The 24,554-nt window shown below is 58.9% G+C and carries 26 protein-coding genes and 2 tRNA genes; 3 read left to right on the forward strand and 25 right to left on the reverse strand.

Going from position 1 to position 24,554, the window contains the following annotated elements; translation table 11 throughout:
* Positions 1-124: 124 nt before the first annotated feature.
* Both ACQ4LH_RS02145 and ACQ4LH_RS02150 read right to left on the reverse strand, forming a co-directional pair.
* Positions 125-1,519, reverse strand: a complete 1,395-nt coding sequence (locus tag ACQ4LH_RS02145) for a sigma-54-dependent transcriptional regulator (protein ID WP_430695712.1) — start codon at positions 1,517-1,519, stop codon at positions 125-127.
* A complete protein-coding gene (locus tag ACQ4LH_RS02150; protein WP_430695713.1) occupies positions 1,516-3,330 on the reverse strand; it encodes a sensor histidine kinase in 1,815 nt (604 codons plus the stop codon). Before ACQ4LH_RS02150 ends, ACQ4LH_RS02145 begins: the two co-directional genes overlap by 4 nt.
* Positions 3,331-3,498: 168 nt before the next feature.
* Between ACQ4LH_RS02150 and ACQ4LH_RS02155 the strand changes: the two genes are divergently transcribed.
* Complete coding sequence (locus tag ACQ4LH_RS02155) at positions 3,499-5,124, forward strand: methyl-accepting chemotaxis protein (protein ID WP_430695714.1); 1,626 nt, start codon at positions 3,499-3,501, stop codon at positions 5,122-5,124.
* Here ACQ4LH_RS02155 and rfbD read toward each other — a convergent pair.
* The 4 genes from rfbD to rfbB are packed head-to-tail and all read right to left on the reverse strand — an operon-like array spanning position 5,121 to position 8,462.
* Positions 5,121-5,987, reverse strand: coding sequence for a dTDP-4-dehydrorhamnose reductase (gene rfbD / locus ACQ4LH_RS02160; protein ID WP_430695715.1), 867 nt, complete (start codon positions 5,985-5,987; stop codon positions 5,121-5,123). The genes ACQ4LH_RS02155 and rfbD overlap by 4 nt on opposite strands.
* Positions 5,984-6,529, reverse strand: coding sequence for a dTDP-4-dehydrorhamnose 3,5-epimerase (gene rfbC / locus ACQ4LH_RS02165; protein WP_430695716.1), 546 nt, complete (start codon positions 6,527-6,529; stop codon positions 5,984-5,986). The genes rfbD and rfbC overlap by 4 nt, the downstream gene beginning before the upstream one ends.
* Before the next feature lie 2 nt (positions 6,530-6,531).
* Positions 6,532-7,398: a glucose-1-phosphate thymidylyltransferase RfbA gene (rfbA, locus tag ACQ4LH_RS02170; protein ID WP_430695717.1), complete on the reverse strand. Its 867-nt coding sequence runs from the start codon at positions 7,396-7,398 to the stop codon at positions 6,532-6,534.
* 11 nt (positions 7,399-7,409) lie between these two features.
* Entirely contained in the window at positions 7,410-8,462 is a 1,053-nt protein-coding gene (gene rfbB, locus ACQ4LH_RS02175; RefSeq protein ID WP_430695718.1) for a dTDP-glucose 4,6-dehydratase, read from the reverse strand.
* A 428-nt stretch (positions 8,463-8,890) separates the two neighbouring features.
* On the opposite strand from rfbB, the gene ACQ4LH_RS02180 reads away from it, so the two are divergent.
* Positions 8,891-9,607, forward strand: a complete 717-nt coding sequence (locus tag ACQ4LH_RS02180) for a hypothetical protein (protein WP_430695719.1) — start codon at positions 8,891-8,893, stop codon at positions 9,605-9,607.
* Between the two features lies 1 nt (position 9,608).
* The gene (locus ACQ4LH_RS02185; RefSeq protein WP_430695720.1) at positions 9,609-10,133 is read left to right on the forward strand and encodes a type II toxin-antitoxin system VapC family toxin; all 525 of its coding nucleotides are present in this window, start codon (positions 9,609-9,611) and stop codon (positions 10,131-10,133) included.
* 437 nt (positions 10,134-10,570) lie between these two features.
* On the opposite strand, the gene ACQ4LH_RS02190 is transcribed toward ACQ4LH_RS02185, so the two are convergent.
* The 19 genes from ACQ4LH_RS02190 to ACQ4LH_RS02280 all read right to left on the reverse strand — a co-directional run bounded on the left by ACQ4LH_RS02190 (position 10,571) and on the right by ACQ4LH_RS02280 (position 24,460).
* Entirely contained in the window at positions 10,571-10,930 is a 360-nt protein-coding gene (locus ACQ4LH_RS02190) for a hypothetical protein (protein WP_430695721.1), read from the reverse strand.
* A 78-nt stretch (positions 10,931-11,008) separates the two neighbouring features.
* Positions 11,009-11,239 (reverse strand): hypothetical protein, encoded by a 231-nt coding sequence (locus tag ACQ4LH_RS02195; protein ID WP_430695722.1) that lies wholly within the window; start codon positions 11,237-11,239, stop codon positions 11,009-11,011.
* Between the two features lie 166 nt (positions 11,240-11,405).
* On the reverse strand, positions 11,406-11,828 hold the full coding sequence (locus ACQ4LH_RS02200; RefSeq protein WP_430695723.1) for a hypothetical protein: 423 nt from the start codon (positions 11,826-11,828) through the stop codon (positions 11,406-11,408).
* The gene (locus ACQ4LH_RS02205) at positions 11,828-12,082 is read right to left on the reverse strand and encodes a hypothetical protein (RefSeq protein ID WP_430695724.1); all 255 of its coding nucleotides are present in this window, start codon (positions 12,080-12,082) and stop codon (positions 11,828-11,830) included. The genes ACQ4LH_RS02200 and ACQ4LH_RS02205 overlap by 1 nt, the downstream gene beginning before the upstream one ends.
* The gene (locus ACQ4LH_RS02210; protein WP_430695725.1) at positions 12,082-12,483 is read right to left on the reverse strand and encodes a hypothetical protein; all 402 of its coding nucleotides are present in this window, start codon (positions 12,481-12,483) and stop codon (positions 12,082-12,084) included. Before ACQ4LH_RS02210 ends, ACQ4LH_RS02205 begins: the two co-directional genes overlap by 1 nt.
* A 74-nt stretch (positions 12,484-12,557) precedes the next feature.
* Positions 12,558-14,438 carry a hypothetical protein gene (locus tag ACQ4LH_RS02215; RefSeq protein ID WP_430695726.1) on the reverse strand — a complete coding sequence of 627 codons (1,881 nt, stop codon included), beginning with the start codon at positions 14,436-14,438 and terminating at the stop codon, positions 12,558-12,560.
* 82 nt (positions 14,439-14,520) lie between these two features.
* The gene (locus ACQ4LH_RS02220; protein WP_430695727.1) at positions 14,521-14,742 is read right to left on the reverse strand and encodes a hypothetical protein; all 222 of its coding nucleotides are present in this window, start codon (positions 14,740-14,742) and stop codon (positions 14,521-14,523) included.
* Positions 14,739-14,873 carry a hypothetical protein gene (locus ACQ4LH_RS02225; RefSeq protein ID WP_430695728.1) on the reverse strand — a complete coding sequence of 45 codons (135 nt, stop codon included), beginning with the start codon at positions 14,871-14,873 and terminating at the stop codon, positions 14,739-14,741. Before ACQ4LH_RS02225 ends, ACQ4LH_RS02220 begins: the two co-directional genes overlap by 4 nt.
* A gap of 19 nt (positions 14,874-14,892) precedes the next feature.
* The gene (locus ACQ4LH_RS02230) at positions 14,893-15,825 is read right to left on the reverse strand and encodes a phage integrase N-terminal domain-containing protein (RefSeq protein ID WP_430695729.1); all 933 of its coding nucleotides are present in this window, start codon (positions 15,823-15,825) and stop codon (positions 14,893-14,895) included.
* 1,152 nt (positions 15,826-16,977) lie between these two features.
* A complete protein-coding gene (locus ACQ4LH_RS02235) occupies positions 16,978-17,841 on the reverse strand; it encodes a replication initiator protein A (RefSeq protein ID WP_430695730.1) in 864 nt (287 codons plus the stop codon).
* Positions 17,838-18,080, reverse strand: a complete 243-nt coding sequence (locus ACQ4LH_RS02240; protein WP_430695731.1) for a hypothetical protein — start codon at positions 18,078-18,080, stop codon at positions 17,838-17,840. Before ACQ4LH_RS02240 ends, ACQ4LH_RS02235 begins: the two co-directional genes overlap by 4 nt.
* Before the next feature lie 182 nt (positions 18,081-18,262).
* Positions 18,263-19,333 (reverse strand): site-specific integrase, encoded by a 1,071-nt coding sequence (locus ACQ4LH_RS02245; RefSeq protein ID WP_430695732.1) that lies wholly within the window; start codon positions 19,331-19,333, stop codon positions 18,263-18,265.
* 105 nt (positions 19,334-19,438) lie between these two features.
* Positions 19,439-19,514, reverse strand: a tRNA-Thr gene (locus ACQ4LH_RS02250).
* A gap of 292 nt (positions 19,515-19,806) precedes the next feature.
* Complete coding sequence (locus tag ACQ4LH_RS02255) at positions 19,807-21,036, reverse strand: methyltransferase (protein WP_430695733.1); 1,230 nt, start codon at positions 21,034-21,036, stop codon at positions 19,807-19,809.
* Positions 21,037-21,071: 35 nt separating this feature from the next.
* Complete coding sequence (locus tag ACQ4LH_RS02260) at positions 21,072-21,842, reverse strand: ABC transporter permease (protein ID WP_339525320.1); 771 nt, start codon at positions 21,840-21,842, stop codon at positions 21,072-21,074.
* The gene (locus ACQ4LH_RS02265; protein ID WP_430695734.1) at positions 21,839-22,534 is read right to left on the reverse strand and encodes an ABC transporter permease; all 696 of its coding nucleotides are present in this window, start codon (positions 22,532-22,534) and stop codon (positions 21,839-21,841) included. Before ACQ4LH_RS02265 ends, ACQ4LH_RS02260 begins: the two co-directional genes overlap by 4 nt.
* Before the next feature lie 50 nt (positions 22,535-22,584).
* Positions 22,585-23,337 carry an ABC transporter substrate-binding protein gene (locus tag ACQ4LH_RS02270; protein WP_430695735.1) on the reverse strand — a complete coding sequence of 251 codons (753 nt, stop codon included), beginning with the start codon at positions 23,335-23,337 and terminating at the stop codon, positions 22,585-22,587.
* Positions 23,338-23,356: 19 nt separating this feature from the next.
* Positions 23,357-24,130, reverse strand: a complete 774-nt coding sequence (locus ACQ4LH_RS02275) for an ABC transporter ATP-binding protein (RefSeq protein WP_090378366.1) — start codon at positions 24,128-24,130, stop codon at positions 23,357-23,359.
* A 254-nt stretch (positions 24,131-24,384) separates the two neighbouring features.
* Positions 24,385-24,460: transfer RNA gene (locus ACQ4LH_RS02280), tRNA-Phe, on the reverse strand.
* Positions 24,461-24,554 lie beyond the last annotated feature (94 nt).

Here is a 24,554-nt window from a genome sequence, read left to right on the forward strand (position 1 = left end):
CACTGAAATGGCTGCTGTGCAGTAGTGTGAAACGCAGCAGCGACAAGGCCTGGCGGGTTGTTGCAGAAGGTTTCGCTGGCTTCTGCGGAGAGGGATTGCGTAGCTTTTGGCGGAAATCCGCCGGCTAGTCGAGGCTGTCTGGCGAGCTTCCGCCAGCGTCGGCGAAGCTCAGACCGTGTTTGCGCAGTTTGTCGTGCAGGGTTTTGCGCGGCACCCCCAGGGCCTCGGCCAGGCTGCGCAGCGAGCTGTGTGAGCGGCTCAGTTCGGCGCTGATCAGGCTGCGTTCGAAGGCTTCGACCTGGGCGTTCAGGCCGCCGCTGTTGCCGTCTTCATCGGGCATGGGCGGAGCGGCCTGGGCTTGCAGGTCGAGATCCAGTTCCAGGCCGAGGGCAAAGCGTTCGGCGGCGTTCTGCAGCTCGCGCACATTGCCCGGCCAGGGATGACGCAGCAGCGCTGCGCGCTGGCCTGGTTGCAGGCTGCGTTCGGCCAGGCCATGGCGGCTGCTGGCGGCTTCGGCAAAGTGCTGGAACAGCAGCAGCGCATCTTCGCCGCGCTCGCGCAGGGCCGGGATGCGCAGCGGTGCGACGTTCAGGCGGTAATACAGGTCGGCGCGGAAACGCCCCTGGTCGGCGGCCTGGCGCAGGTCTTCCTTGGTCGCCGCGATCACTCTAATATCCAGGGGAATCAACTGGTTGCCGCCGAGGCGCTCGACCACCCGCTCCTGCAGCAGGCGCAGCAGCTTGACCTGCACTTCCAGGCTCATGCTTTCGATTTCATCGAGAAACAGCGTGCCGCCATTGGCGAATTCGAACTTGCCGATGCGACGCTTTTGCGCCCCGGTAAAGGCGCCTTGCTCGTGGCCGAACAGCTCGCTTTCCACCACCGACTCAGCCAGGGCGCCGGCGTTGATCGCCACGAACGGCCCGGCGCGGCGGCTGGACAAATCGTGCAGGGCGCGCGCCACCACTTCCTTGCCGGCGCCAGTTTCACCGAGTATCAGCACGTCGCTATTGATCCCGGCCAGGGCGCCGATCTGCTCGCGCAGGCGCAGCATGGCTGGCGATTGGCCGACCAAGCGCGCTGACAGGGTGTGGCGATCGGCCAGGGCCATGCGCAGGCTACGGTTATCCAGCACCAGGCGGCGCAGGGCCAGGGCGCGGCGCACGCTGTCGAGCAGGTCGTCGCTGGCGAAGGGTTTCTCCAGAAAGTCATAGGCGCCCGCGCGCATGGCCTGCACGGCCAGCGGCACATCGCCGTGGCCGGTGATCAGCAGTACTGGCAGCTCCGGGTCCTGCTCCTGCAGCTGTTGCAACAGTTGCAGGCCGTCGATGCCGGGCATGCGGATATCGCTGACCACCACGCCCGGCCAGTCGCGCTCAATGCGCGCGGCAACGCCATGGGCATCCGCCAGGCTGCTGACCTTGAGCCCGGCCAGGTCGAGGGTCTGGCTCAGTGCCTGGCGCAGGTGGGGGTCGTCGTCGATCAGCAGCACCTGGGTGCGGGAGTCGATCATGCTCATACAACAAAGTCCTCTGGCGACTGGGTTTTGATGCCCTGATCCGCGGCGCGCAGGCGCAGGGTCAGCTGAGCGCCGCCGTCGGGGTGGTTGGCGAACAGCAGTTCGCCGCCGAGGGCGCGCATCAGGGTATCGCAAATGGCCAGGCCGAGGCCGAGGCCCTGAGCGCTGGTTTTGGTGGTGAAGAATGGCTCGCGAGCGCGTTGCAGCGCCTCCTGGCTAAAGCCGGGGCCATTGTCCCGCAGGTGTAGATCGACGCCCTCGGCGGTAAGTTCGGCACTCAGCCACAGGCGGCGTGGCTGCGGCACTTCGCTCAAGGCATCGAGGGCGTTGGCCAGCAGGTTGCCGAGCACCTGGCGCAGGCGGGTTTCCCCGGCCTGCACCCACAGGGTGGCGTTCGGCAGGTCGCGAATAAGCTCGACCTGCATGGCCTGGCGACGCTTGGCCAGCAAGGCCAGGGCATCGTCGATGGCTGGCTGCAGGGCCACGCTTTCCGGTGCATGACGGTCGCGGCGGGCGAAGGCGCGCAGGTGGGCGATGATCGAAGCCATGCGCTCGGTCAGCTGGCTGATCAGCTTGAGGTTGGCGCGAGCATCGTCGCCGCGCTGGTGGTCGAGTAGCACGCAGGCGTTGTCGGCGTAGCTGCGAATGGCCGCCAGCGGCTGGTTGAGTTCATGGCTGATACTCGCACTCATGGTGCCCAGGGCCGAGAGTTTGCTGGCCTGCACCAGTTCATCCTGCGCTTGCACCAGCTCCTGTTGCGCCTGCTCGCGCTCCAGCACTTCCTGTTTCAGCCGGCTATTCAGCCGTTCCAGGTCCAGGGTGCGCTCCAGCACGCGTTGTTCCAGCTGCTGACGGGCCTGGGTATTGAGGGCGATGCGTTCCAGGTAGTGGCGGCGGCGCTGCATCAGCAGGCCGAGCAGCAGCATCAGCAACAGCAACATGCCGCCGCCGGCCACCAGGGCAGTGCGTACGGGGCGGTCGAGCAGGCTGCGCGGGGCGAGAATGCTGACGGTCCAGCCGGTTTCCTTGAGTTCACGGTCCTGGCGAATCCAGTTCTGCGCATCCAGCTTGATCGGCGGTGGCGCCTGGGTTGGATAGGGCAGGTTGGCGGCGATTGCGGCGCGTTCGGCGGCGTCCAGCGGACGGCTGGCGGTAAAGCGCCACTGGCTGTTGGAGGTAAGGATCACCACGCCATTCGCATCGGTCACCAGCAGCTGTTCAGGGGTATTGCCCCACAGGGTTTCGGTGTGGTCGAGGTCGACCTTGACCACCAGTGCGCCGAGGTTACGCTCGCCATCGCGCACTGCGGCGGCAAAGTAGTAACCGCGCTTTCCCGAAGTGGTACCTAGGCCGAAGAAGCGCCCGGGACGGCCGGCGATGGCTTCGCGGAAATACGGGCGGAAGGCGAAATTACGGTCGACGAAGGAATCGGCCTGCTCCCAGTTGGAGGCCGCCAGGGTGTTGCCGTTGGGGTCCATCAGGTAGATCACATCAGCCCCGGTTTGCCCGCGCACCCGGTCGAGAAGGCGGTTGGCATTCTCCAGCAGCGGCTCTTCGGTGGGGTGCTGCAGGGCCAGGCGCAAGGCCGGCAGGTCGCCGAGAATCGGTGGCAGCACTTCATAACGGCGCAGGGTGCCGAGCAGGTTGGCGACGTAGAGGTCGAGGGTCTGGCGGTTCTGTTCGACCAGTACGCCGCTGTAGTAACGCTCGGCCAGCTGCTGCAGCGGCCACAGCAGTGGCGTCAGCAGCAGGGCAAGTACGGCCAGGCTGCGCCAGCGCGGGCGACGAGGGTGAGGCAGGGTGGTGGACATGCGCTTACTCGGGCAGTGCAATAGGTTGAGAGTGGCGGTTATGCAATAAGTGGGCAAGCTCGCCGATATGGGTCAATACTCAAATTGTTCGGCATCGCTTTGGCGTAATGGTGCCGCCCCGGTTGCGCCCTGCATGGACGGCTGCGCTTTAGTCCCTGGAGGTGTCCGATGTTGGCTCAATTAACGGTAAGGGCGAGACTGCTGCTGTTGGCGGTGGTGCCGCTGCTGGTGCTGATTGTGGTCATTGCTATGGCGTTGACCAACGCCAGCAAGCTCAACGACAGCTTTGACGAGTTGTATACCGACCGTATGCGGCCGATTAGCCAAGTCAAGGTGGTGTCCGATGCCTACGCGGTGGCGATGGTCGATGCGCTGCACAAATACCGCGCGGGGGTGTTTGACGAACCCGCGTTGCGCAAGGCGTTCAGCGAAGCGCGCAGTCGTGGCGACAAGGCCTGGGCCGAGTACATCGCTACTCGTCTGACCACAGATGAAAGCAACCGGGTCGAGCGCACCAAGCCACATCTGCTGCGGGTGCAGCAACTTGCCGATCAGTACCTGGGGCAAATCGACAATGGTCAGTTATTGGCAGCCGAGGCCGGCCCGTTCAACCGCACGCTGTATGACACCTTCGATCCGCTGGGCGGCGAACTGGAAGGCCTGATCAGCCTGCAGTTAAGCGAAGGCGAGCGGCTTAACGCAGAGACTACGGCGCAGTACCAGTCGATGCGTACCACCTTTCTGCTGATTGGCGCGGTGGCGCTGGTGCTGGTGCTGGTGGCGGCGCTGTTGATCAGCCTGTCGATCATTCGTCCGCTGGCCGGTTTGCGCAGCCTGATCAGCGAAGTGCAGCAGTCCTCCAACCTGACCCTGCGCGCCGATGCCAGCGGCCGTGATGAAGTGTCCGATACCGCGCGGGCCTTCAACACCATGCTTGAACATCAGCAGGCACTGATTCGCCACCTGGCCGATACCGCGACTCAGCTGGCGGCGGCGTCCGAGGAAATGAGCGCGATCAGTGCTCAGGTCAGTCAGGCCGCGACGGCCCAGGGCGACCAGACCAGCATGGTTGCTACCGCCGTGCACCAGATGAGCGTGGCGGTGCAGGAAGTGGCGCGCAATGCGCAGTCCACTGCCAGCAATGCGGCGGACGCGAATAAGGAAGCGCGCCAGGGCAGCGAGCTGGTGCAATCAAACCTCACATCGATTCAGGGCCTGTCAGCGTCGGTGGAAAAAGCCGGTGAGGTGATCGACACCCTGCACAGTCAGAGCGATGAAATCAGCAAGGTACTTGGGGTTATCCAGAGCATTGCCGAGCAGACCAATCTGCTGGCGCTTAACGCTGCCATCGAGGCGGCGCGCGCGGGTGAGGCGGGGCGCGGTTTTGCCGTGGTGGCCGATGAGGTGCGCAGCCTGGCCAGTAATACGCAGAAAGCCACCGAGTCGATCCGCAGCATGATCGATGCCCTGCAAGGCGGCGCCCGCAGTGCAGTAAGCGCCATGCAGCTATCGCGCGAGCAGGCGCAGAACAGCGTCAGCCATGCCCGTGAAGCGGGTGAGGTGCTCAATCATATTGCCCATGCCATCGAGGGTATCGCCGACGGCAATGTGCAGATTTCCGCCGCTACCGAGGAGCAGACGGCGGTGGCCAATGAGATCAGCCAGAACATCAGCAGCCTTAACGACAGCATTGGCGAAGTGGTCAACGGCGCTGAGCAGAGCTCGATTGCCAGCCGCGATCTGGCGCAACTGGCCACCGGTTTGCAGCAGCAGATTCAGCGCTTTAGGGCTTAGCGATGAGCTAGGCACTGCTCCAGCGCGGCTTGCCAATCCGGCAGCTGGACGTGCCAGTCCTGCTGCAGGCGGCTGCAATCCAGGCGCGAATTAAGCGGCCGCTGCGCGGGGGTTGGATAGGCGCTGCTGGGAATTGGCTGCAGCGTCGCCACGCTTTTGCCCTGGCTACGCAAGTGCGCGGCAATCGCGCTGGCGAAACCGAACCAGCTGGTTTCACCCTGCGCAGTCAGGTGATACACGCCCCACGGGCCGGCTTGGCCGGTGCGCCACTGCTCGACCAGTTGCGCCGTGGTCTGCGCAATAGTGCCGGCCCAGGTCGGCGCGCCGATCTGGTCGGCCACCACGGAAAGGCTTTCGCGCTCCTGCAGCAGGTGCTGCATGGTCAGCAGAAAGTTTTTGCCGTGCTGCGAATAGACCCAGCTGGTACGCAGAATCAGGTGCATACCGCCCACGGCCTGAATCGCCTGCTCGCCCGCCAGTTTGCTGCGCCCGTATACGCTCAGCGGACTGGTGGCGTCGCTTTCGCGGTAAGGCTCGGCGTGGTTGCCATCGAATACATAGTCGGTGGAGTAATGGATCAGCGGAACACCCAGCTCAGCGGCTGCTTCGGCCAGGATGCCCGGCGCCGTGGCATTGATCGCGAAGGCCAGCTCCGGCTCGCTCTCGGCCTGATCTACAGCCGTGTGCGCCGCGGCATTGATGATCAGCTCTGGGCGCAGACGCTGAACCTGTTGGCGAATCAGCTGGGGCTGAGCCAGATCCAGCTGGTCGCGGCCCAGTACTGTCAGCTCGGCTTGCCCGTTGAGGCTGCGCTGTAATTCCTGACTGACCTGACCGTGCTGGCCGAGCAGGAGAATCTTCATGGAAAAACCTGGGCATTGACAAAGCTGAGCCCTGCCTGATCCTTGGCCGACAGCTGCGGCGCGTTTTCCAGTGGCCAGTCGATGGCCAGCGTCGGGTCATCCCAACGGATGCAGCGCTCATGTTCGGGGGCGTAGTAGTCAGTCGTCTTATAGAGGAACTCGGCGAACTCGCTGAGCACCACAAAGCCATGGGCAAAGCCTTCCGGCACCCACAGTTGCCGTCTGTTCTCGGCGGACAGGTACACGCCGACCCAGCGGCCAAAGGTAGGCGAACTGCGACGTAGATCCACGGTCACGTCATAGACTTCGCCAGCGGTGACGCGCACCAGTTTGCCCTGCGCCTGCTGCACCTGGTAATGCAGGCCGCGCAACACGCCGCGTTGCGAGCGCGAATGGTTGTCCTGAACGAATTCGCGCTGCAGACCGGTGGCCTCGACGAAGCTGCGGGCGTTGAAGCTCTCGAAGAAAAAACCGCGCTGATCGCCGAACACCTTGGGTTCGAGAATGATCACGCCAGGTAGGTCGGTGCTGACAGCCTGCATGCTTACTCCTCGGCCAGCTTGAACAGATACTGGCCGTAGCCGGTTTTGCCAAAGGCTTTGGCCTGCGTCAGCAGTTGCTGGCGATCAATCCAGCCCTGCTGGTAGGCGATCTCTTCCAGGCAGGCGACTTTCAGGCCCTGTCGGTGTTCGATGGTCTGCACGTATTGCGATGCATCCAGCAGGCTGTCGTGGGTGCCGGTGTCGAGCCAGGCAAAGCCACGGCCGAAACGCTCTACACGCAGATCGCCGCGTTGCAGGTAGGCATTGTTGACGTCGGTGATTTCCAGCTCGCCGCGCGCTGAAGGTTTGACTGCCTTGGCGATCTCGACCACGTCGTTGTCGTAGAAATACAGGCCTGTCACCGCGTAGCTGGATTTCGGTACTGTAGGCTTTTCCTCGATGGAGATGGCTTTGCCTTGGGCGTCGAACTCGACCACGCCGAAACGTTGCGGATCATTGACCCAGTAACCGAAAACGGTAGCGCCCGAGGGTTCGGCAGCTGCGCGTAGAAGTTTCTCTGTGAAGTGTTGGCCGTGGAAGATATTGTCGCCAAGGATCAGGCACACCGAGTCCGTGCTGATAAAGTCTTCGCCCAACAGAAATGCCTGGGCCAGGCCGTCGGGTGAGGGTTGTTCGATGTATTTGAAACGCACACCAAACTGGCTGCCATCACCGAGCATCTTGCGAAAGTTCGGCAAGTCCTGTGGGGTGGAGATAATAAGAATCTCACGCACACCAGCGAGCATCAGCACCGAGATCGGGTAGTAGATCATCGGTTTGTCATAGATCGGCAGCAGTTGCTTGGACACGCCCAGGGTGATGGGGTGCAGGCGACTGCCGGAGCCGCCTGCGAGAATGATGCCTTTCATCGTGCTGCTCCTTAAAGTGCGCCGAGGCGTTCGCGCTGGTAGCTGCCATCTTGTACGCGGCGGCACCAGTCTAGGTTGTCCAGATACCAGAGCACCGTCTTGCGCAGGCCGCTGGCGAAGGTTTCTGCGGGTTTCCAGCCCAGCTCGCGTTCGATCTTGCTGGCATCGATGGCGTAGCGCAGGTCATGACCAGGTCGGTCGCTGACGAAGCTGATCTGCTCTTTATACGAGCCGCTCTGGCGTGGTGCCAGTTCATCCAGTAGCGCGCAGATACTTTCCACCACATGCAGGTTCTTCTGCTCGTTATGCCCGCCGATATTGTAGGTCTCGCCGACCTTGCCTTCGCTCACAACCTTTAACAGCGCGCGGGCATGGTCTTCCACATAAAGCCAGTCACGCACCTGTTGACCGTTGCCATATACCGGTAGCGGCTTGCCATCCAGAGCGTTGAGGATCACCAGCGGAATCAGCTTTTCCGGGAAGTGGTAGGGGCCGTAATTGTTCGAGCAGTTGGTGATCAGCACCGGCAGGCCATAGGTGCGCTGCCAGGCACGCACCAGATGGTCCGACGCGGCCTTGCTTGCCGAGTAGGGCGAGCTGGGCGCGTAGGGTGTGGTCTCGGTGAATAGATCGTCCACGCCATGCAGGTCGCCATACACCTCGTCGGTGGAAATATGGTGAAAGCGAAACGCTGCTTTACGCGCGGGGTCCAGCTGCAACCAGTAGCTGCGAGTGGCCTCAAGCAGCGCATAGGTGCCGACGATATTGGTCTGGATAAACGCCGCTGGGCCGTCGATGGAGCGATCGACATGCGACTCAGCTGCCAGGTGCATGATCGCATCCGGCTGAAACTCGCCCAGCGCCTTACCGACAGTAACGCTGTCAGCAATGTCGGCTTGCAGAAAGCGATAGTGCGGATGATTCGCCACACTGGCCAGCGACTCGAGATTGCCGGCATAGGTCAGCTTGTCGAGGTTGAGCACCTGGTGCTCGGTGTTATTCAGCAGATGACGAATCAGTGCCGAACCGATAAAGCCGGCGCCGCCGGTGATAAGGATTTGCACAGGCCTACACCTTCCTTTGCTCATATGCTCGGTGAACATTGCGGGCAGTGTTACAAGCCGCGTAGGAGGGGGCAAGTGCAGTATTTCTTTATACAAAAAAGCCCCGCATCGCTGCGGGGCTTTCTTTATATGGTGCCGGCACCAGGAGTCGAACCCGGGACCTACTGATTACAAGTCGTAGCCTAATGCACCGAGGCCCGTCCAGTCTAGCCCCTACAAGACCAGGGTACAACAGCCTAAGCCACTGAATATACTGGGATTCGGCCGATTTCGAGCCGGCGAGTCCCAAGAAGCACTGTACCTCTACTGTACCTTTTGAGGGCTAGGCTAGAGCAGAGTCCTCTAGTTCCTTGATGAGGTGAGTTATCGTTCTGCGCGATGCAGCTTCGCTGAGGGCGTAGCAAGATCAAATGGGCGGACCTATACTCATGGGCATGAAAAAGCTCACACTCGAACTCGACGGAACCGACCCAAGCAAGCTCTCGATGGCTCGCATGACGGACTATCTGCGCGAGCTAGTTGAGCTTTTTGGTTCGCATGACAACGTCCACTTTGACTCTGTGACAGAGGGTTGTGTCTGCCTGAATACATGGGTGGAGGACGATAAATACCCTCACGTTTTGAATCGTGTGCGTGAAGCTTCTCAGGGCATGGGCCCCAGGCGAGCAAGAAAAGCTTACATGCAGCTATCCGCGTTGATGGAGCAAGACCGCGTTGACGGCGTCCTGCAAACTCCAGATGTGAACATTTTGCAGTTCCCAAAAGCTAAGGCCGCTGATCCTGCGATGGTTGTCATCAAGCAAGGCAGTGTCCAAGGTCGCCTCTATATTGTCGGTGGAAAAGACGAAACGGTCCCTGTTCGGCTTGAAGGCGCAGGTGGCGAAACCCTGCTTTGCGAAGCCAATACGGTGCTAGCCGAAGAGTTAGGGAAGCTGCTCTTCAAGCATATCCGCGTTCATGGCAAGGGCGAATGGGAAAGCCGCCCACATGGCGGTTGGCGACTGCGAAAGATGATCATCCAGTCCTACGAGAGGCTCGAAAAAGTCTCCCTGCGTAGTGCTGTAGGTAAGCTCAAAGCCGTTGGTGGTATGAGCTGGAACGAGATGGATGACCCTCATGGAACGATCCATAACCTAAGGGGATGAGGTGCGCATAGTTCTAGACACCAACGTGCTCGTGCAGGCATTGAGAAATGCAAAGGACGACGTTGTCTTGGTTGATCCCGCCACCGGAAATAAAGTTGATAGGGCTGAGGCTAGGGCTGAGGCTCTAATCGAGCTAATCGATGGGAAAGGCGGGACGGTTCTTATTCCAACTCCTGCCTTGGCTGAGTATCTCGTGGGCGTTGAACGATCCCACTATCAGCAGCATCTTGATGTTATCAACGGCGTGTCATGCTTTGAGGTTGTGGCCTTTGACCAAATCGCAGCTGTCGAGTGCGCTCGCATGGTTGATGACAGCGAGTTGAAGGTTCTGGACCCAGAGGCTACCAAAGCAAAGCTGCGTTTTGATCGTCAGATAATCGCTATTGCCCTTGCAAACAATGCCGATGAGATTTGGACACATGATGCGGGCCTTTACTCCAAGGCTCAGCGTTGCGGGCTGGTTGTTAAATCGCTTGCTGATATCGAGCCTAGCCCGGAGCAGCTTGAGGCGGACCTACGACATTAAGCCTAATGCATAAACAATCGGGGGCAGGCCCCCACTAGTTATTCAATCGCGACTCTGCAAGTTCTCATCGGTCGGTTGAGGCGAAGATCCCCAGCGAGCGGGCTTCCGAGGCAGTTTTTCCAGTTCGCTGTTCCACTGATCTTTCATCGGGTGTTGATCGATTATGGTCCCGATACTCTTCCCGCAGTGCTTGCAGACAACAGCTTGAAGTTGGATTTTCTCGGCGCAGTGGGGGCACGTCTTTAGAGTATGTGCCGGCTGGGTGGGTACGCGCCTCGGCGTCGCGGACATGGCTGCTGCAAACAGCAGAGCCAGGGGGCCGAATAAGCATCCCAAGAGAAACCATCCGATAGCGCTGCGCCCTTTGGCCAGGGCGATAACTGCGCATATCACCCCCATAAGCAGCCAGAAAACTACAAAACCCATAGCGGATATCCTTATTCCGGTTTTTTGAGTGGTTGCCACGATTTCGGAAGGCCAGTGCCCAGGCCGCAGTTCAGGCACTCCAAGCCTTTCTCGTCGACTGCCCGCACGAAGGCATAGGTTTTGCCCTTTGTGTTGGTGAGCAAGAGCTTCTCGGCCTTACTCTCGGCGCTCCAGACCTCTGCGCGCATGACGCGGTCCGTGATCATATCCACCTGTGCAACCGTGGCTTCGCTTCCTGCGATCTGTATCACAACTAGCGGCCCCATGAATCCGCTGACGGCTGAATAGCTACCGTCATAGTCATTTCCACAGCCGGCCAGGACGGCCATAGCTGCAACAAGGGTGCAGGTCCTCAGGTGTTTTGCGGGCATATCTCTACTCCATGTCGGTTACTACTTGGCGCATCCTCGCGCTAAATCGCCGTGGCAGAAGCCATGTCAGGTGAATTTTCAATCCGCTAGCTGGACTTCGAATGCGCCCAGGCCGAGCTCTTCAATCAGAGCGGCGAGCTTATCGAGGCTTTTGAATGTGCGGTTACCACCGCGTTGTTTCTGGAGGGCGTGTAGCTCGCCTCCGAGCTGGACCTGCAGCATCCAGCCATCATCGATCTTCTTGACCAATGTACGCTCGACAATACTGTAAGCCACGTACTGGCGCAGATAGGCCTCTTGTACTGGCATGAGCCACCTTTTTCACGGTGCTGAAAAAGCGGAGGGAGGAGCCCCGCAGGTCCTCCTCCCCCTCACTAACAGCATGAGCCTCTACATACTCTGTTGCGCTGTTGTGGCCAGTATATTGTTGCTGTACATATCGTCAATAGGTGATTATTGATAAATCAAAAATAATCTAATGATTTATCTCTAGCGCTACTCCGAGCTCGCTGGCCAGTCGCTTTCGTTCGAGCAACTTATCTGCGATGGCTTGCGACCAGCAGCTTTCTTTAAGTTCCATCCGGGCCTGTGCTTCGGTTTCGCCCAGGATCTGCAGCAGAACCACGCGGGTCAGCTGCTCATCTGTCATAAGCGCGATAGCGCGGAGGCGGTACCGCTCTGCAATGTCTGCAGGCAGTAGAGGGCTGCAGGCCATTAGGTTTATCTCCAGCCCCTGCAAGCCCGTATTCAGAGTTGATCTCCAAACGGAGTTAGCCAGTGCCTCCGTTGCCGTTTCTGCGTTTTCGCCAAGGGTCGCAAACAAGGCGGCCCCAGCTGCTGCATCACCGGTGAGCAAGGCGACGAGGCGCAGGGGATCTCTTGCTTTTCCGAGACTCATTAATTTCCTCCAGACGCTAATGCGGAAAGTAACAGGGCTGCCGAAAGGCCCATTAAAATGCTGGTGAACTGTTGTACCTGGTTGGCCTGGCTGCGCTTGTGAAGAGCAGCTATTGCACTAGCTGTGGCCATCAACAGGAGTGCCAGGTAGATCATGTGTGCCGGGAGTGCCGTCAGCCAAGAGAGTGCGCTGGCTACCGGAATTGAGAGCAGCACCGATACGAACCAGTTGCGACGGATCTTCGAGGCAGTCATCAGGCTTTCCCTGCATAGGGCACGGTTACGGCCGGCAGCGCGGCTAGGGCGTGCTCATAGCGTTCTTCGTGGATCTCCTCCTGGCGAGCATCGATGCCACATCGCTTATTCAGCTCGCTGACGATCAGGAACCAACTCGTAGCATCTAGATTCGGAGATCTGATTGGCCGTATTTCAACGGGAGTGCCTTCCATCTCAACCAGGTCATGGGCAATTGCACTCAGCTGCGGTAGCTGGTGATAGGGGTCGCCCCTGAGTAGCCAGCACAGACCTTTGTGCAGGGTCGCTTGATCCAGGATGTAGCGGACGTCGATGGGGGTATCCCAGTGTGTTGCGAAATCGGCTGTTAGCCAGGCAGGGAAGCTGAGCATTGTGGACTCCAGGATGTGTTCGAGCCGCATGTGTACTTCGTTGCTATGTGTGCCAGAAGCCATTTTCCATTCCCGGGCTGGGGCACTGAATATTGATGCCGCGGTCATGTCGGGTCTTCCTCTGATGGTCGGTTCTTCTGGCTTCGAGGTATGCGCCCTGTGGCGAATCGATCACTGTTGCTGGCTGGTTGGCTTAGCTGGGGAGGGCGGGCGAGCCCGGGGTTGGGCTTCCAGTTGCGGGTTCTTGCAGATGAGTAGGCATCCTGCATGACGGTTGACCTGCCTGAGTGCCGCTCTGTTTGATTTGCGCCACCGCCACCGCCACCGCCATTGTTGGTGCTCGGCCTAGGGCGCTTACCTTTACTTGCGTCAGACCCAAGTCCTATTGAGGACAGAGATCTAGTGAGTAGATTGAGAGACGCATTGACCGCCTCTGGGCCAGAAACCGCAGCGCTTCTTGCTGTTCTAGCTAAGGCCCCAATGGAGACGCGAGTCATTGAGGCGGCTACCCAGGTGCCAGCAGCCAGAAGTACGCCGAAGACCATCTGCAGAGCGCCATAAAGTAAATCGAGGTCAGATCCACCACCTTGCCAACCTGCCGATAGTGCTGCTTGCGCCAGCGCAACCGAGCTCATCGCTACGGAAGCGGAAACCGCAAGTAGGTGAGCGAAGATGATGCACAGCACAGGGAAGAACAGCCTGCCAATCCACTGGGCGAGGCTCTCTACCCCCATTATTGGAGACATGGCTAGTGCAATGGGGCTAGTAAGAAAGACCAGCCAGAAAAAGCCTGCTTGGGCGGCAACATATACAGGTAGAAGAGTCTGAAGCTCTAACCAGCCCAGGTATGACTTGAGCATCTGCCAACTGGCGACGGTGCCTGCAAAAAGGGTATTCCAATGGCCGGGCTGCTGTTCTGGCCCTCCGGCAAAAACGGCTTGCTGGATCTTCATCCAGGAGCGACCAGCTGCAATGGCTCCCGTATCGGTATCTGTGTTCTGTCCGTTAGAGGCTCGTTTGTCTCCTATCTCGGTGAGGGCGCGGTATGCCTGTTCAGCTGCAAACTGAGCAACCTTGTAGGCCTCAACGCATGACGTGGGTTTGTATCCGGTCCCTGCTTCTTTTCCTCCTTCAGGAGCCCAGACCATTGCGTGAGCTATCAAGCTTTCACGAATGTCTTCTGGTGCTTCTGACAGGCTGAGATAGCCGAGGCTGGCATTGGACTGGCCGGAGGCTAGCGCAGCCCAATGCTCCTGTGTGGGCAGGGTGTATGGCTGGGAGCCAGAGGGTACAAATGCCTGGTTGCTCTTCTCTAGCGCCGCTAAGCCATCTGCACGCCGTGTTCTGACCGCATCTGCATCTCGGACACTGTTGATCGTGTCCACGCCGCCTGTATTGTTGGAAAAAGGGTTGAGGGCGTCTGCTATATCAGCGAACCCACTACCGACAATTTTAATTTGGGCCCATCTGCTGACTTGGTCGTCAGGTATACCCAGCCCCGAGCCGCCAAGGAGGCCGATTGCGTGATAAGCCTGCACCTGTGTACTGCTCGCGGAGGCTGCATACAGTGTTCTAGGAGGGGAACACTGCTCGTTGTAGTCACGGATCAGCCTGCCTAGATCGCTATTGGCGTACTGGGCTGCAGTGCGTTGAACACTGTGGTCGACCACGGCAGCTGTTGGAATGAACTGCCCATCAACATTCATCGTCGCCATAGTTTTACTGATGGCGCTATTGAGTGTCTGGTTGAAACTCATGATCAGGTTGTAACTGATGCGCTGTGCGTGCGTAGTCTGGACAGTAGCGCCGCTGGTCAGTGTAAGCGTGGTGGGCTGAAGCCCGTAGGTGATCACCAGGAAAATCAGCACACCGCTAAACAGTGCGCGGAATGGGCCATCGAATGGAAGGCGAAACATGATTATGGTCAAGGCTAGGTAGCCAACAGCGATTAGCCACCCACTGATCTCAGCGCCAATCATCGTCACGAATGGCTCTGTAGCCAGAATTAGGAAGTCGACTACCCCATCGAACAATCCGAATAGCCACGATAGGCCTGCTAACGATTTGCTATCCATTACGAGTCCCCCCCTTGGCCGGGTGCGTTGCATCAGGTGTGGGCGTGAGCCGATAGAAGAGAAGGGCGCTCAGCACCAGGCCCGGCGTATGGACGAAGGGGCCCAGCCAGGGAAAGAGCGAGGGGCCGTTGATAGCTATCGAGGTGCCGACGATATAGCTTGCAGCGAGCAGCACCAGGCGAAGCGGCGAGATGTCGTTACCGAATACCTTCATACCTGATGCTCCTGATCGGTTTCCTTTTTCCTTTCTTCAATACGGCGCTGTTTCTTGGTTTTCTTGCGTTTTCTCGGCGCGCTGCCGCCTTCGAGACGATTAAGCATGTTTATTAAACTGCGTATGCCCATGACATTTATCCTTGTGTTATCAGGCGTTAGGGGAGCCGAGATAGGTGTTAGTTATTGCGATCCGCTCATGGCCGAGCTCGTGCGAGATAAGCAGCCTGGCTTCACGATCACTAAGAGGGGGCGTTACTGCTGCTTCCGCGCTGGGAATGGCGACCTTTCCGAGCCAGCCGGACTCAGCTCCTGCGAGTAGCTGGCCGCTGATTGAGGCTTTTACGGCGGGAGCCTGCTTGCCAGTCAGCTCTAGATAACGGCGCTGCGCGTACATGTGCCGAAGCCCGTGCATTTTGCTGAGGCCGGCTGCAGCTATCTGGTGTTCGTACCGTTTGAGCTGTTGTTTGTAGCTGAGGTCAGATGGGATGAGGCTCCCCATGCGGGTGTGCGCATGTACCTCGGCGAGCAGCTCTTCCTGGGCTCGTGTACGAATCGGGATCTCGCGGGCTTTGCCGCCCTTGGTCCAGCTACCCTTGAGCTCGAGGTGGCCGCCTTTGTCGGCCTGCGCTGCAATGAACTTGATCGACTCCTCTCGACGCAGGCCGAACTCGGCTTGCAAGCGCAGGCTGAGTCGAATGTTCGCGTCAGTGATCGCATCGAGGTTTTCTCTCGGAAGCTCGCGGGCGCGGCTCTCTTTGGCGACATATGAGCGGCGAGCGATACCCAGGTCGTCGTTACTAATCCGAGCAACGCCGGCACGGCCGGCCTTTTCGCATGACCAACGCAGATGGGCCATACGGTTTTTGATGGTTGCAGCAGATACGCCTGAAGTTTGCCAATGCTGCACCAGGGCTCGCATGTGACGTTGGCCTAGCGTGTTGGCCCGAAGGTTCCGGTAGCCCAGCTCTCGCAGTTGGCGGGCGCTGAGGCTCAAAGTTGCCGAGCGAGCTGCCTGCGTTGCATACGAGCCATCACGGTTGTGTTTCTGTTGCTGGACGAAATCCCAGCCGAGCTTGTCCATAGTCACGATCCAATAGCTGATGAACGAGGTTCGAAACGCCAATCTCGAGGTAAGTGTTTGTTCCTGTCCCGGTCGCAGTGCGGCGGGAGCTGAGCTTTCACTCAGGAGCGGAACGGCGTTTCACACAGACGGCCAAACGTGGCTCGCAACGACCAGCCCGGCAGCGGGCGGTGATTACGACGACAGGCGCTCAATCAAATCGATTGGCTGCACCGTCGGTGTCTGCGGGCATGCGAGGCATGCCATTTCTCGTCGAGCGTGGATCGACAAACTCAATCCGATCTCGAGGATCGGAAGGGAACCCGAACGCCACGCAGCGTCGGGAGGGTTTGCTCATTGAGCCAGCCCTAGTTCGTGTTGAGTCCCATCTCAAACACAAGCCGTTTACGCGGGGCACGACTCAGTTTTTTAGGTCCGGAGCTGGACCTTGTGCTCATTGTGAAAACCCCGACAGACGCTGAGCGAGCGGCTATCGGAGGGCGGTGTAGCGAACGTGTCGGTTGCCAAATCGACTCGCTTTTGCCGCTCTGTATACGCGCAATAGCCACGTAAGCAGGGCGGGCTGACGATGCTGCAAGAATGCTTGCCACGCATCGCCCCTTCGCCAGCCGATCAAAAAGCCTGAACAGAAATAGCTGACAGGTTTGTTGATCGTACGGCTGGCGAATGAGGGTTCATCACCTAGCTGTCACTGCAAAATATCTGAATCCACGATCACTGCAACTCAAAATCGCGCAGGAAATTCGCAGGGCCTGAAAGCCCCGAAAGTGCTGCTCTTTCGTTCTCCCAAGGCGCTTTTTTGCGGCCCGCGTAGCGGGCCGTTGGGGGCCGCTACGCGGCCCTACGCTGTGCGTCACTACCCAAAGGTAGTGACGCACAGCGTTATCGCAACCTGCTCGTTTGCCTCATACCTCACACCTAGTGGCTGTTGGATTGTCTATGCCCAGGCGGTTCGGAGATAAGGACTTAAAAGTCTCTGAGATAAAGAGCTTGCTTGAAATATTCATTTTAAATCAGTGTGTTGTGGCAATTTTTGTTTTTGATGTACGGCCAATTGTTTTCGATGTACGTCGCCGATGTACGGAGAGTTGTCGTCGATGTACGGTGGCTGTCTTTGATGTACGGTGGTTGTTTTCGATGTACGGTTGAGCGCTATTTACGGGGGCGCATTAGTAAAAGGGGACCCTCAACGCCATCGACCTGGCGCAGTTCAAATTCCGGAATCAAATTTTCTTCGATCAGCCTGCGCAATCGAGACGAGAACTGGCGAAAGTTTTCGGTGCTAGAGCTGCGGCGATAGAGCGTTTCGAATCGGTACCGCCCCTCCTGTTTCGCAGCAAATTTGGCCACCCGGTAGATATAGCGCCCCAGTGATGAAGGAATTGAAAAATAGGCGTCCGGGATACTGAGGACGTTTGGAGTTCGAGAACTCACAACCTCGCTGTAGAGCCATGTCGGTAGCGTTATCTCAACCAAGGTTACTCGGGCACCTGTTTGTAAAACCTTAAATCCCGTGATTAGACCCTCTACAGAGGTTTCCACTAAATTCTTTGCGCTTTGGCGTCGGATCTGGACCGTCGTTGTAAGCAGTCGTTCTAGTCGCGGAAACAGCCTGTCGTACTGGTTCCGTCCATCTCCATTGAGTAGCTCTGAACGGGGTATAACAACTGTTCGACCAGGCATTTGTGTGCGGTCACGCGCCGATTGGTCGACTAGTCGCACTAGATGACCGGTTGCGATCATCACGATGTCGTAGTCCCATGCGGTGGCCATACCTGCATCGCCAGATCGAACTCTGACAAAAGAGCCGTCATCCAGCGAATAGCTAAGCTCCGCGTTCGGGCGTGGAGTTTTCGATAGCTGAAATACGGCTACATCCATTACGACGCGAGCATCACGAGCTGAGACCCCCTTTAGGATCGGTGTTTCCCGAGGCTGCGACTCCTGGAGTTTTTGCCGCTCAATTCCTCGCTGCAACGCCTCGCGACTGGCAGGGCTGAGGTGATCCTCGATCAACTGGTCTTCTCCCCAGCCAGCAGAGCAGCAACATCAGCAGCTGGAAAGTAGATTGACCGACCGAACCGAATCTTGATTGAGTTGAGAGCCGTAGCCAGCTGGCAGCCGGACGGGTGATAGAGGGTGTGATCCAAGGCTTTCTCGCTACGGTGTAGCAGCTCTGCGAGTTGCTTGCGTGTAATCAGCAGGCCATAGCGTTCGATCAATTGCTGTTCGAGATGTGCGGTTTCAATACTCATGCTTGCATCCGTTTTGTGGGTGGATGCTTGAATAGTGGAAACCGACTACCCCAAATCCGGGGTTTTGGGTTCTACAGACCGTTTTAGTACTGTCAGAGTCCAACTCGGGAAGGTAAGGCCCGGGTGAGCCCGGCTCAAAAAGATTCCGCATGCAGAATCTTTTTGAGGGGCGTTAAGGCCCATTAGGCCCTTTTCTTTTTCTGAATCAGATCAAGTTGGTCAACCAGATCCTCAGCCCTGAGATGCGTATATCGCCTGAGCATCTGCATCGACTTATGGCCGCTGATAGCCGAGACCTGCTGGTCGGATAGGCCCCCTTCAACCAGTCGGCTGACTGCCTCATGGCGCAGATCGTGGAAGCGCAGATCGGGCATGCCGAGTTTCTTCTTCAGCAGCCCCCAGGTTTTGGTGAAAGCATAGGGGCGGCGTTTTTTATCCTTGCCAGGTTCGCCAAAGAACACCAGGTTGCAGTCCTTGGGTCGAGCGGGGTTGGCTAGAGCTGCCTTGAAAGCTTCGGTGGCCGCCTTCGTGAGTGGGACCGTTCGCGCACTATCATTTTTGGTATCTGCAAGACGCACTACGAGCCGTTCCAGGTCGACCTGCTGGCAGCGTAGGCCGGTGATCTCTGACGAGCGCATGCTCGTTTCGAGGGCGATGCACACGATCCAGCCAAGCATTGGGTTGCTGTGTGCGTTTACCGCTGCCACCAGGCGGGACTCCTCGTCAGCAGAGAGGCGGCGATCACGGCCTTGGCCGGGGCTGGGCTTACGAATATTGAGAACTGGGTTCGCTGGAAGCCCAATTCGCCATTCTTGGATGGCCACCGTAAAGAGGTGGCTCAGAAGTGCTAGCTCAAGCCGGACTGTATTGGGACTGACTAGGGTTTTGCGCCGGCTGCGCTCAGCCAGCCGAGAGTCTCGATAGTCGGCAAGGATGTCTGCAGACAGAGCTGCCAGCGAGTATTTGCCAAGGCGTGGTATCAGCACCTTCGCGCTACCTGCTTCAGATTTGGCAGTCTTAGGGGCTTTGGTGGGGGAGACTTCCACGAGATAACGATTGAGTGCTTTCTCGAGCGTCATGCGCTCCGAGCTTCTGCGCTCGATATAGACGCCGCGCACCATTTCATCTTCGGTGCGACGTGCCCAGTCTTGGGCGTCACGCTTAATACGGAAGGTTTTGCAGGCTGTAGGCCAGCCAGTCATGCGGATGACTGCTTTGTACTTGCCAGAGTCAGTATCGACGATGATTGCCATATGTTCTCCGAGGTATGCTCGGTACGGACTGTACCGAAACTGTACCTCGGGAACATCTGATTACGGGGTTAGGAAATTCCGAAGCCCGTAAAGGCTTGATGTAGATGGTGCCGGCACCAGGAATCGAACCCGGGACCTACTGATTACAAGTCAGTTGCTCTACCAGCTGAGCTATACCGGCATTTGAGGGTCGCCATTATATCCATTCGTTTCGCTGAGTAAAGCCGTCTGAGCGTAGTTCTGTGCAGGCATTGTTATCAGCAGCAAAAGTCTTATGCACATATGCAGGGCATCTGGGACGAGCGTGCGCAGACTTTGTGCGCTGGTTCGCTATATTGCCTAAGTGCATGTTTTTGCAAGACATATTTCGAGATTAAAAAGTGCGCAGTTTGGCGATATGCAGCTGGGACGGGCGTTTGCGCGGTTTGCTCAGATTCTGTCAACAGAGTTATCCACAGATGCTGTGGGCAACTTCAGGGGCGTTCGGCCAGCAGCAGCAGGTTTCGCGGGCTCTGTTGATGGCTACAGAAGGTGCCAAGGCGCACGTTGTAGCCTTGCTCTTGCAGGAACAGGGCGCGGTCGAGCAGTAGCCAGAGTTCCAGTGGGCGACGGAACAGGTTGCGCAGCAGTTCCAAATTGCGCACTTCGGCCAGGCGTTGCCAGCCTTGTCGTTCCAGTTGTTGCCAATTTTGTGCTGCGGGTATGGGCAGTTGTTTGAGTGCGGCGAGGTCTTTGCAGTATTCGGCAAACGGCTTGTCGAGCCAGGCTGGTGGCAGGGATGGGGTGGGCAGGTATTCATCGATGCCGCGCAGCTGGCGCTGCAGTAGATCGAAGGCCAGACGGCGGGCCATGGATTGATCGCGCTGGCGGCGTACTCGGGCGCCGGCTGTGACGGTTTCGCTTAGGGGCAGGCCGAGATCGTCGATGGACAATTGCAGTGCTGAAGCCTGGGCGCTTGCCGACAGCGGCTGATAGCGCTGTGTGCTGATGCGGTTGTAGCAGCAGGGCGCCACGGCCAGTTGTTGGCAGCCGGCCTGGCTGGCCAGTTGCAGCAGGCGCGTATGCAGTTCGCCGCAGGCGTGCAGGGCAACCGGGGTGTGCTGCGCTTGCAGCTGTATCACGGCGTCCTTTGCCATTACATCCTGCTCAATATGCTGCGCGGTGATGCCGAGCTTATGACTAAGTTGCTGGCCGCTGCTGACCAGCTGCGGGTTGTATTCCAGGCAAGTCAGGCTGCCGCCGCCGTGTGCAAGCATCCGCCCGAGGTGGCCTTTGCCGGCGCACCAGTCCAGCCAGTGTTGCGGTGTTTGGCTAAAGCTCAGGCTACGGGCGAAGGCGTCGATCTGCTGCCATTTGCGACCCGGCACATCGCTGCTAAAGCGCGCAGGCAATACCGTCGCGGGTGACTGCGGCAGTTCACCAATCTGGCTTAGGTCATGAGCCTGAGCGGCCAGTTGTGGAAAGGGCGCGGGTGCTTGCAGCAGGTGCGGCTGGTTATGCGCGGCTTCGGCATGCTCCAGGCTTTGCGCCCTGAGCCAGGCGGCCAGTTGCGGATGGTCGGCTTCCCAAGGCAATGCCGGGTAATGCACAAAGGGCCGTGGTCGCCACAGTGCCTGGTGTTCGATAAGAAAACTGTCGAGCGCCTGAAAGCGCTGCAACAGGGCAGCGTCTTGCAGGATCTGGGCGGGAGTGGTGGTTGGCATGATGAGAGTGCCTGAGGGTACGAGCCCTCAGGCAATCAGCGGCCCTGGCAGGCGTCGACGCGCAGCCAGCGCTCCAGCAGCTTGAAGCCGCGCACTAGGAGGAAGGCGATCAGCAGGTAGAACATCCCGGCGGCAAAGAAGATCTCCACCGGCAGATAGGTGCGGGCGATGATGGTGCGCGCCATGCCGGTCAGCTCCAGCAGGGTCACGGTGCTGGCCAGGGCGCTGGCCTTGAGCATCAGAATCACTTCGTTGCTGTAGGCCGGCAAGCCGATACGCGCGGCGCGTGGCAGGACGATATAGAACATGGTCTTGGCCCGCGACATACCCAGCGCACGGGCTGCTTCGATCTCGCCTGGTGGCACGGCCTGAATCGCACCACGCAGAATCTCGGCGATATAAGCGGCGGTGTGCATGGTCATGGTCAGCACCGCGCACCAGTAAGGCGAGCGCAAATAGGGCCAGAGCGGACCTTCGCGCACCGCATCGAACTGCGCCAGGCCGTAGTAGACCAGGAACAGCTGCACCAGCAGCGGCGTGCCACGGAAGAAGAAGATGTAGCCGTAGGGCAGGGCGCGCACATACCAGTGCCGCGAGGCGCGGGCGATGCCCATCGGCAGGGCGAGAATCAACCCGGCGAGAACCGCGATGGCCACCAGCTCCAGGGTCAGCAGCGCACCTTCAGACAGGCGCGGCAGCCATTTGATGATCACGTCCCAGTTGAGAGCAGTTAGGCCGCCCCACAGCGCATAGGCAATCAGCGCAACGGCAACTGACCAGGCAGCTATTTCAGAGATTTTTCTCATGACGCGCTCCTGACAAAACCACGGCTGGAGCGTTTTTCAAGGAAGTGCATACCGATCATCGCGACGACGGTCAGGCCCAGGTAGATAAAGGCCGCCACCAGATAAAAGGTGAAAGGCTCTTTGCTGGACGTCACGGCGATTTGCGAGCGGCGCATGATTTCTTCCAGGCCGATCACCGACACCAGCGCGGTGTCCTTCATCAGGATCATAAACAGGTTGCCCAGGCCGGGCAGGGCTATGCGCCACATCTGCGGCAGGATCAGCCGCCAGAAGATCCGTGGCTTGGACATGCCCAAGGCTAGGCCCGCTTCGCGATGGCCCTTGGGGATGGCCAGGATCGCACCGCGAAACACCTCAGTGGCGTACGCGCCGAAGCAGATGCCGAGGGCGATGGTACCTGCGGCGAAGGCGTTCAGCTCAAGGCTTTCGATGCCGAGCAGGTCTGCCAGGTTGCGCATCAGCTGCACGGTGCCGAAGTAGATCAGCAACACCCAAAGCAGCTCGGGAATCCCGCGCACGATGGTCGAGTAAGTGCCGCCAAGCCATTGCAGCGGCTTGTACGGGGAAGTCTTGGCGAGGGCGCCGAGCAAGCCGAGCACCAGACCCAGGCACAGCGCACTGAGCGCCAGCTTGATGGTCATCAGGGTGCCAGCAGCCAGGGCCGGGCCGAATCCGTAGAGGTCGAAATTCATAGGGGCTCAGAAGCCTGCGCCGCCCGGACGGGCGACGCAGTGCCGGCAGCTTAGTAGATGCTGAACGGGAAGTACTTGTCGTTGATCTTCTTGTAAGTGCCGTCAGCTACGATCTCGGCCAGTGCGGCGTTCAGCTTCTCGCGCAGGGCGTCGCCCTTACGCACGGCAATGCCGATCTTGTCGTTGTCGAATACTGGGTCGCCTTTGAATTCGAAGCTCTTGCCAGCGTCGCTCTTCAGCCATTCCCAGTTAACGAAAGTGTCAGCCAACACGCCGTCGACGCGGCCAGACGCCAGGTCGAGGTAGGCGTTTTCCTGGGTGTCGTACAGCTTGATATCAACCACGCCGTCCAGGTTGTCTTCCAGCCAGGTGCCGGCGATGGTCGCGCGCTGGGCGCCGATCACTTTGCCTTTGAGGCTGGCTTTATCAGTCTTGAACTCGCCGCCTTTCGGGGCGATGAACTGCAGCTTGTTGGTGTAGTAAGGCTCGGTGAAATCCACAGCAGCCTTGCGCTCTTCAGTGATCGACATGGAGGCGATCAGGAAGTCGAATTTCTTCGCGTTGAGGGCCGGGATGATGCCGTCCCAGTCGGAGGTGACCACTTCGCACTCGGCCTTCATCTTGGCGCACAGGGCCTGGCCGATTTCCACGTCAAAACCGCCGACCTGGCCGCTGGCGTCAATTAGGTTGAACGGCGGGTAAGCGCCTTCGGTGCCGAGCTTCAGCTTGTCCGCGGCGACGGCGCTGGTGCCGAAGGCCAGGGTGGCGGCTGCGGCCAGCAGGATCTTCTTATAGTTCTGCATGCGTAGTTGCTCCGTGTTTTTAGTGATTGCTGGACATGAATTGTTTGCAGCGCGCCGAGTTCGGGTTGTCGAACACCTGCTCCGGGGAGCCCTGTTCTTCAACCAGGCCCTGATGCAGAAACACCACCTCGCTGGACACTTGGCGGGCAAAGCCCATTTCATGTGTTACCAGCAACATGGTGCGGCCTTCTTCGGCGAGTGCGCGGATCACATTAAGCACTTCTTGTACCATCTCCGGGTCGAGGGCCGAAGTGGGCTCATCGAACAGGATGACTTTCGGCTGCATGGCCAGCGTGCGGGCAATCGCCGCGCGCTGTTGCTGGCCGCCGGAAAGCTGATTCGGGTAAACGTGGCGCTTGTCGGCAATGCCGACCTTGGCCAGCAGCGCCTCAGCCACCTCGATGGCCTCAGCCTTGCTCTGCCCCAACACGCGGCGCGGCGCCTCGATGATGTTGTCGAGCACGCTCATGTGCGGCCACAGATTGAAATTCTGGAAGACGAAACCGATCTCGCTGCGCAGGCGATTGATCTGGCGGCTGTCGGCGGCGACCAGGTCGCCATTCTTCGCGGCTTTGAGCTTGAGCTCTTCGCCCGAGAGGATGATCTGCCCCTTGTGCGGGTTTTCCAGCAGGTTAATGCAGCGCAGAAAGGTCGACTTGCCGGAGCCGGAAGAACCGAGGATGGAAATCACATCGCCGTCGCGAGCGGTGAGGGAGATGCCCTTGAGCACCTCAAGGTCGCCGTAGCGTTTATGCAGGTCGCGTATTTCCAGCGCGGGCGTGGCCTCGGCCATGGAGTGTCCTCTTATTCTTCGGTTGCGCTCAGGCGTTGCGTGGCCTTCCTGGCGAGGCGTCAAGCTAGCATAGCGTTTCGCTGACCGCCAAGCCGTTTACCGGCCAGGGAGCGCTCACCCGGTCACGCTGTCGCTTGGCTGCAGTTGGCTGTCGCGCGTGCACAATTTCAGCGGCTTTATAAGCTGTTGTGCGGTAAATCGCAGGCAAGAAAAAACCCCAAGGAGGTTTAGTTCTCTTGGGGCTTCTCTGTATTTGGTGCCCGGGGACGGAATCGAACCGCCGACACGGGGATTTTCAATCCCCTGCTCTACCGACTGAGCTACCCGGGCTAACGGGGCGCTATTAGACGGATTTGAGGGGTAGGTGTCAAGCGTGAGTTTGAAAAATATTTAATTATTACGGGCGGTTAGCTGCGAGGGGAGG

Source organism: Pseudomonas peli, from assembly GCF_050563605.1.
GTDB classification, from domain to species: Bacteria; Pseudomonadota; Gammaproteobacteria; order Pseudomonadales; family Pseudomonadaceae; genus Aquipseudomonas; species Aquipseudomonas peli_A.

What these genes read in the sequence shown, in the direction of transcription:
- ACQ4LH_RS02145 (WP_430695712.1), bottom strand. Translation starts at nt 1,519, where the DNA reads ATGAGCATGATCGACTCCCGCACCCAGGTGCTGCTGATCGACGACGAC.
- ACQ4LH_RS02150 (WP_430695713.1), bottom strand. Translation starts at nt 3,330, where the DNA reads ATGTCCACCACCCTGCCTCACCCTCGTCGCCCGCGCTGGCGCAGCCTG.
- ACQ4LH_RS02155 (WP_430695714.1), top strand. Translation starts at nt 3,499, where the DNA reads ATGTTGGCTCAATTAACGGTAAGGGCGAGACTGCTGCTGTTGGCGGTG.
- rfbD (WP_430695715.1), bottom strand. Translation starts at nt 5,987, where the DNA reads ATGAAGATTCTCCTGCTCGGCCAGCACGGTCAGGTCAGTCAGGAATTA.
- rfbC (WP_430695716.1), bottom strand. Translation starts at nt 6,529, where the DNA reads ATGCAGGCTGTCAGCACCGACCTACCTGGCGTGATCATTCTCGAACCC.
- rfbA (WP_430695717.1), bottom strand. Translation starts at nt 7,398, where the DNA reads ATGAAAGGCATCATTCTCGCAGGCGGCTCCGGCAGTCGCCTGCACCCC.
- ACQ4LH_RS02180 (WP_430695719.1), top strand. Translation starts at nt 8,891, where the DNA reads ATGGGCATGAAAAAGCTCACACTCGAACTCGACGGAACCGACCCAAGC.
- ACQ4LH_RS02190 (WP_430695721.1), bottom strand. Translation starts at nt 10,930, where the DNA reads ATGCCCGCAAAACACCTGAGGACCTGCACCCTTGTTGCAGCTATGGCC.
- ACQ4LH_RS02195 (WP_430695722.1), bottom strand. Translation starts at nt 11,239, where the DNA reads ATGCCAGTACAAGAGGCCTATCTGCGCCAGTACGTGGCTTACAGTATT.
- ACQ4LH_RS02200 (WP_430695723.1), bottom strand. Translation starts at nt 11,828, where the DNA reads ATGAGTCTCGGAAAAGCAAGAGATCCCCTGCGCCTCGTCGCCTTGCTC.
- ACQ4LH_RS02205 (WP_430695724.1), bottom strand. Translation starts at nt 12,082, where the DNA reads ATGACTGCCTCGAAGATCCGTCGCAACTGGTTCGTATCGGTGCTGCTC.
- ACQ4LH_RS02210 (WP_430695725.1), bottom strand. Translation starts at nt 12,483, where the DNA reads ATGCGGCTCGAACACATCCTGGAGTCCACAATGCTCAGCTTCCCTGCC.
- ACQ4LH_RS02220 (WP_430695727.1), bottom strand. Translation starts at nt 14,742, where the DNA reads ATGAAGGTATTCGGTAACGACATCTCGCCGCTTCGCCTGGTGCTGCTC.
- ACQ4LH_RS02225 (WP_430695728.1), bottom strand. Translation starts at nt 14,873, where the DNA reads ATGGGCATACGCAGTTTAATAAACATGCTTAATCGTCTCGAAGGCGGC.
- ACQ4LH_RS02230 (WP_430695729.1), bottom strand. Translation starts at nt 15,825, where the DNA reads ATGGACAAGCTCGGCTGGGATTTCGTCCAGCAACAGAAACACAACCGT.
- ACQ4LH_RS02240 (WP_430695731.1), bottom strand. Translation starts at nt 18,080, where the DNA reads ATGAGTATTGAAACCGCACATCTCGAACAGCAATTGATCGAACGCTAT.
- ACQ4LH_RS02245 (WP_430695732.1), bottom strand. Translation starts at nt 19,333, where the DNA reads ATGGCAATCATCGTCGATACTGACTCTGGCAAGTACAAAGCAGTCATC.
- ACQ4LH_RS02255 (WP_430695733.1), bottom strand. Translation starts at nt 21,036, where the DNA reads ATGCCAACCACCACTCCCGCCCAGATCCTGCAAGACGCTGCCCTGTTG.
- ACQ4LH_RS02260 (WP_339525320.1), bottom strand. Translation starts at nt 21,842, where the DNA reads ATGAGAAAAATCTCTGAAATAGCTGCCTGGTCAGTTGCCGTTGCGCTG.
- ACQ4LH_RS02265 (WP_430695734.1), bottom strand. Translation starts at nt 22,534, where the DNA reads ATGAATTTCGACCTCTACGGATTCGGCCCGGCCCTGGCTGCTGGCACC.
- ACQ4LH_RS02270 (WP_430695735.1), bottom strand. Translation starts at nt 23,337, where the DNA reads ATGCAGAACTATAAGAAGATCCTGCTGGCCGCAGCCGCCACCCTGGCC.
- ACQ4LH_RS02275 (WP_090378366.1), bottom strand. Translation starts at nt 24,130, where the DNA reads ATGGCCGAGGCCACGCCCGCGCTGGAAATACGCGACCTGCATAAACGC.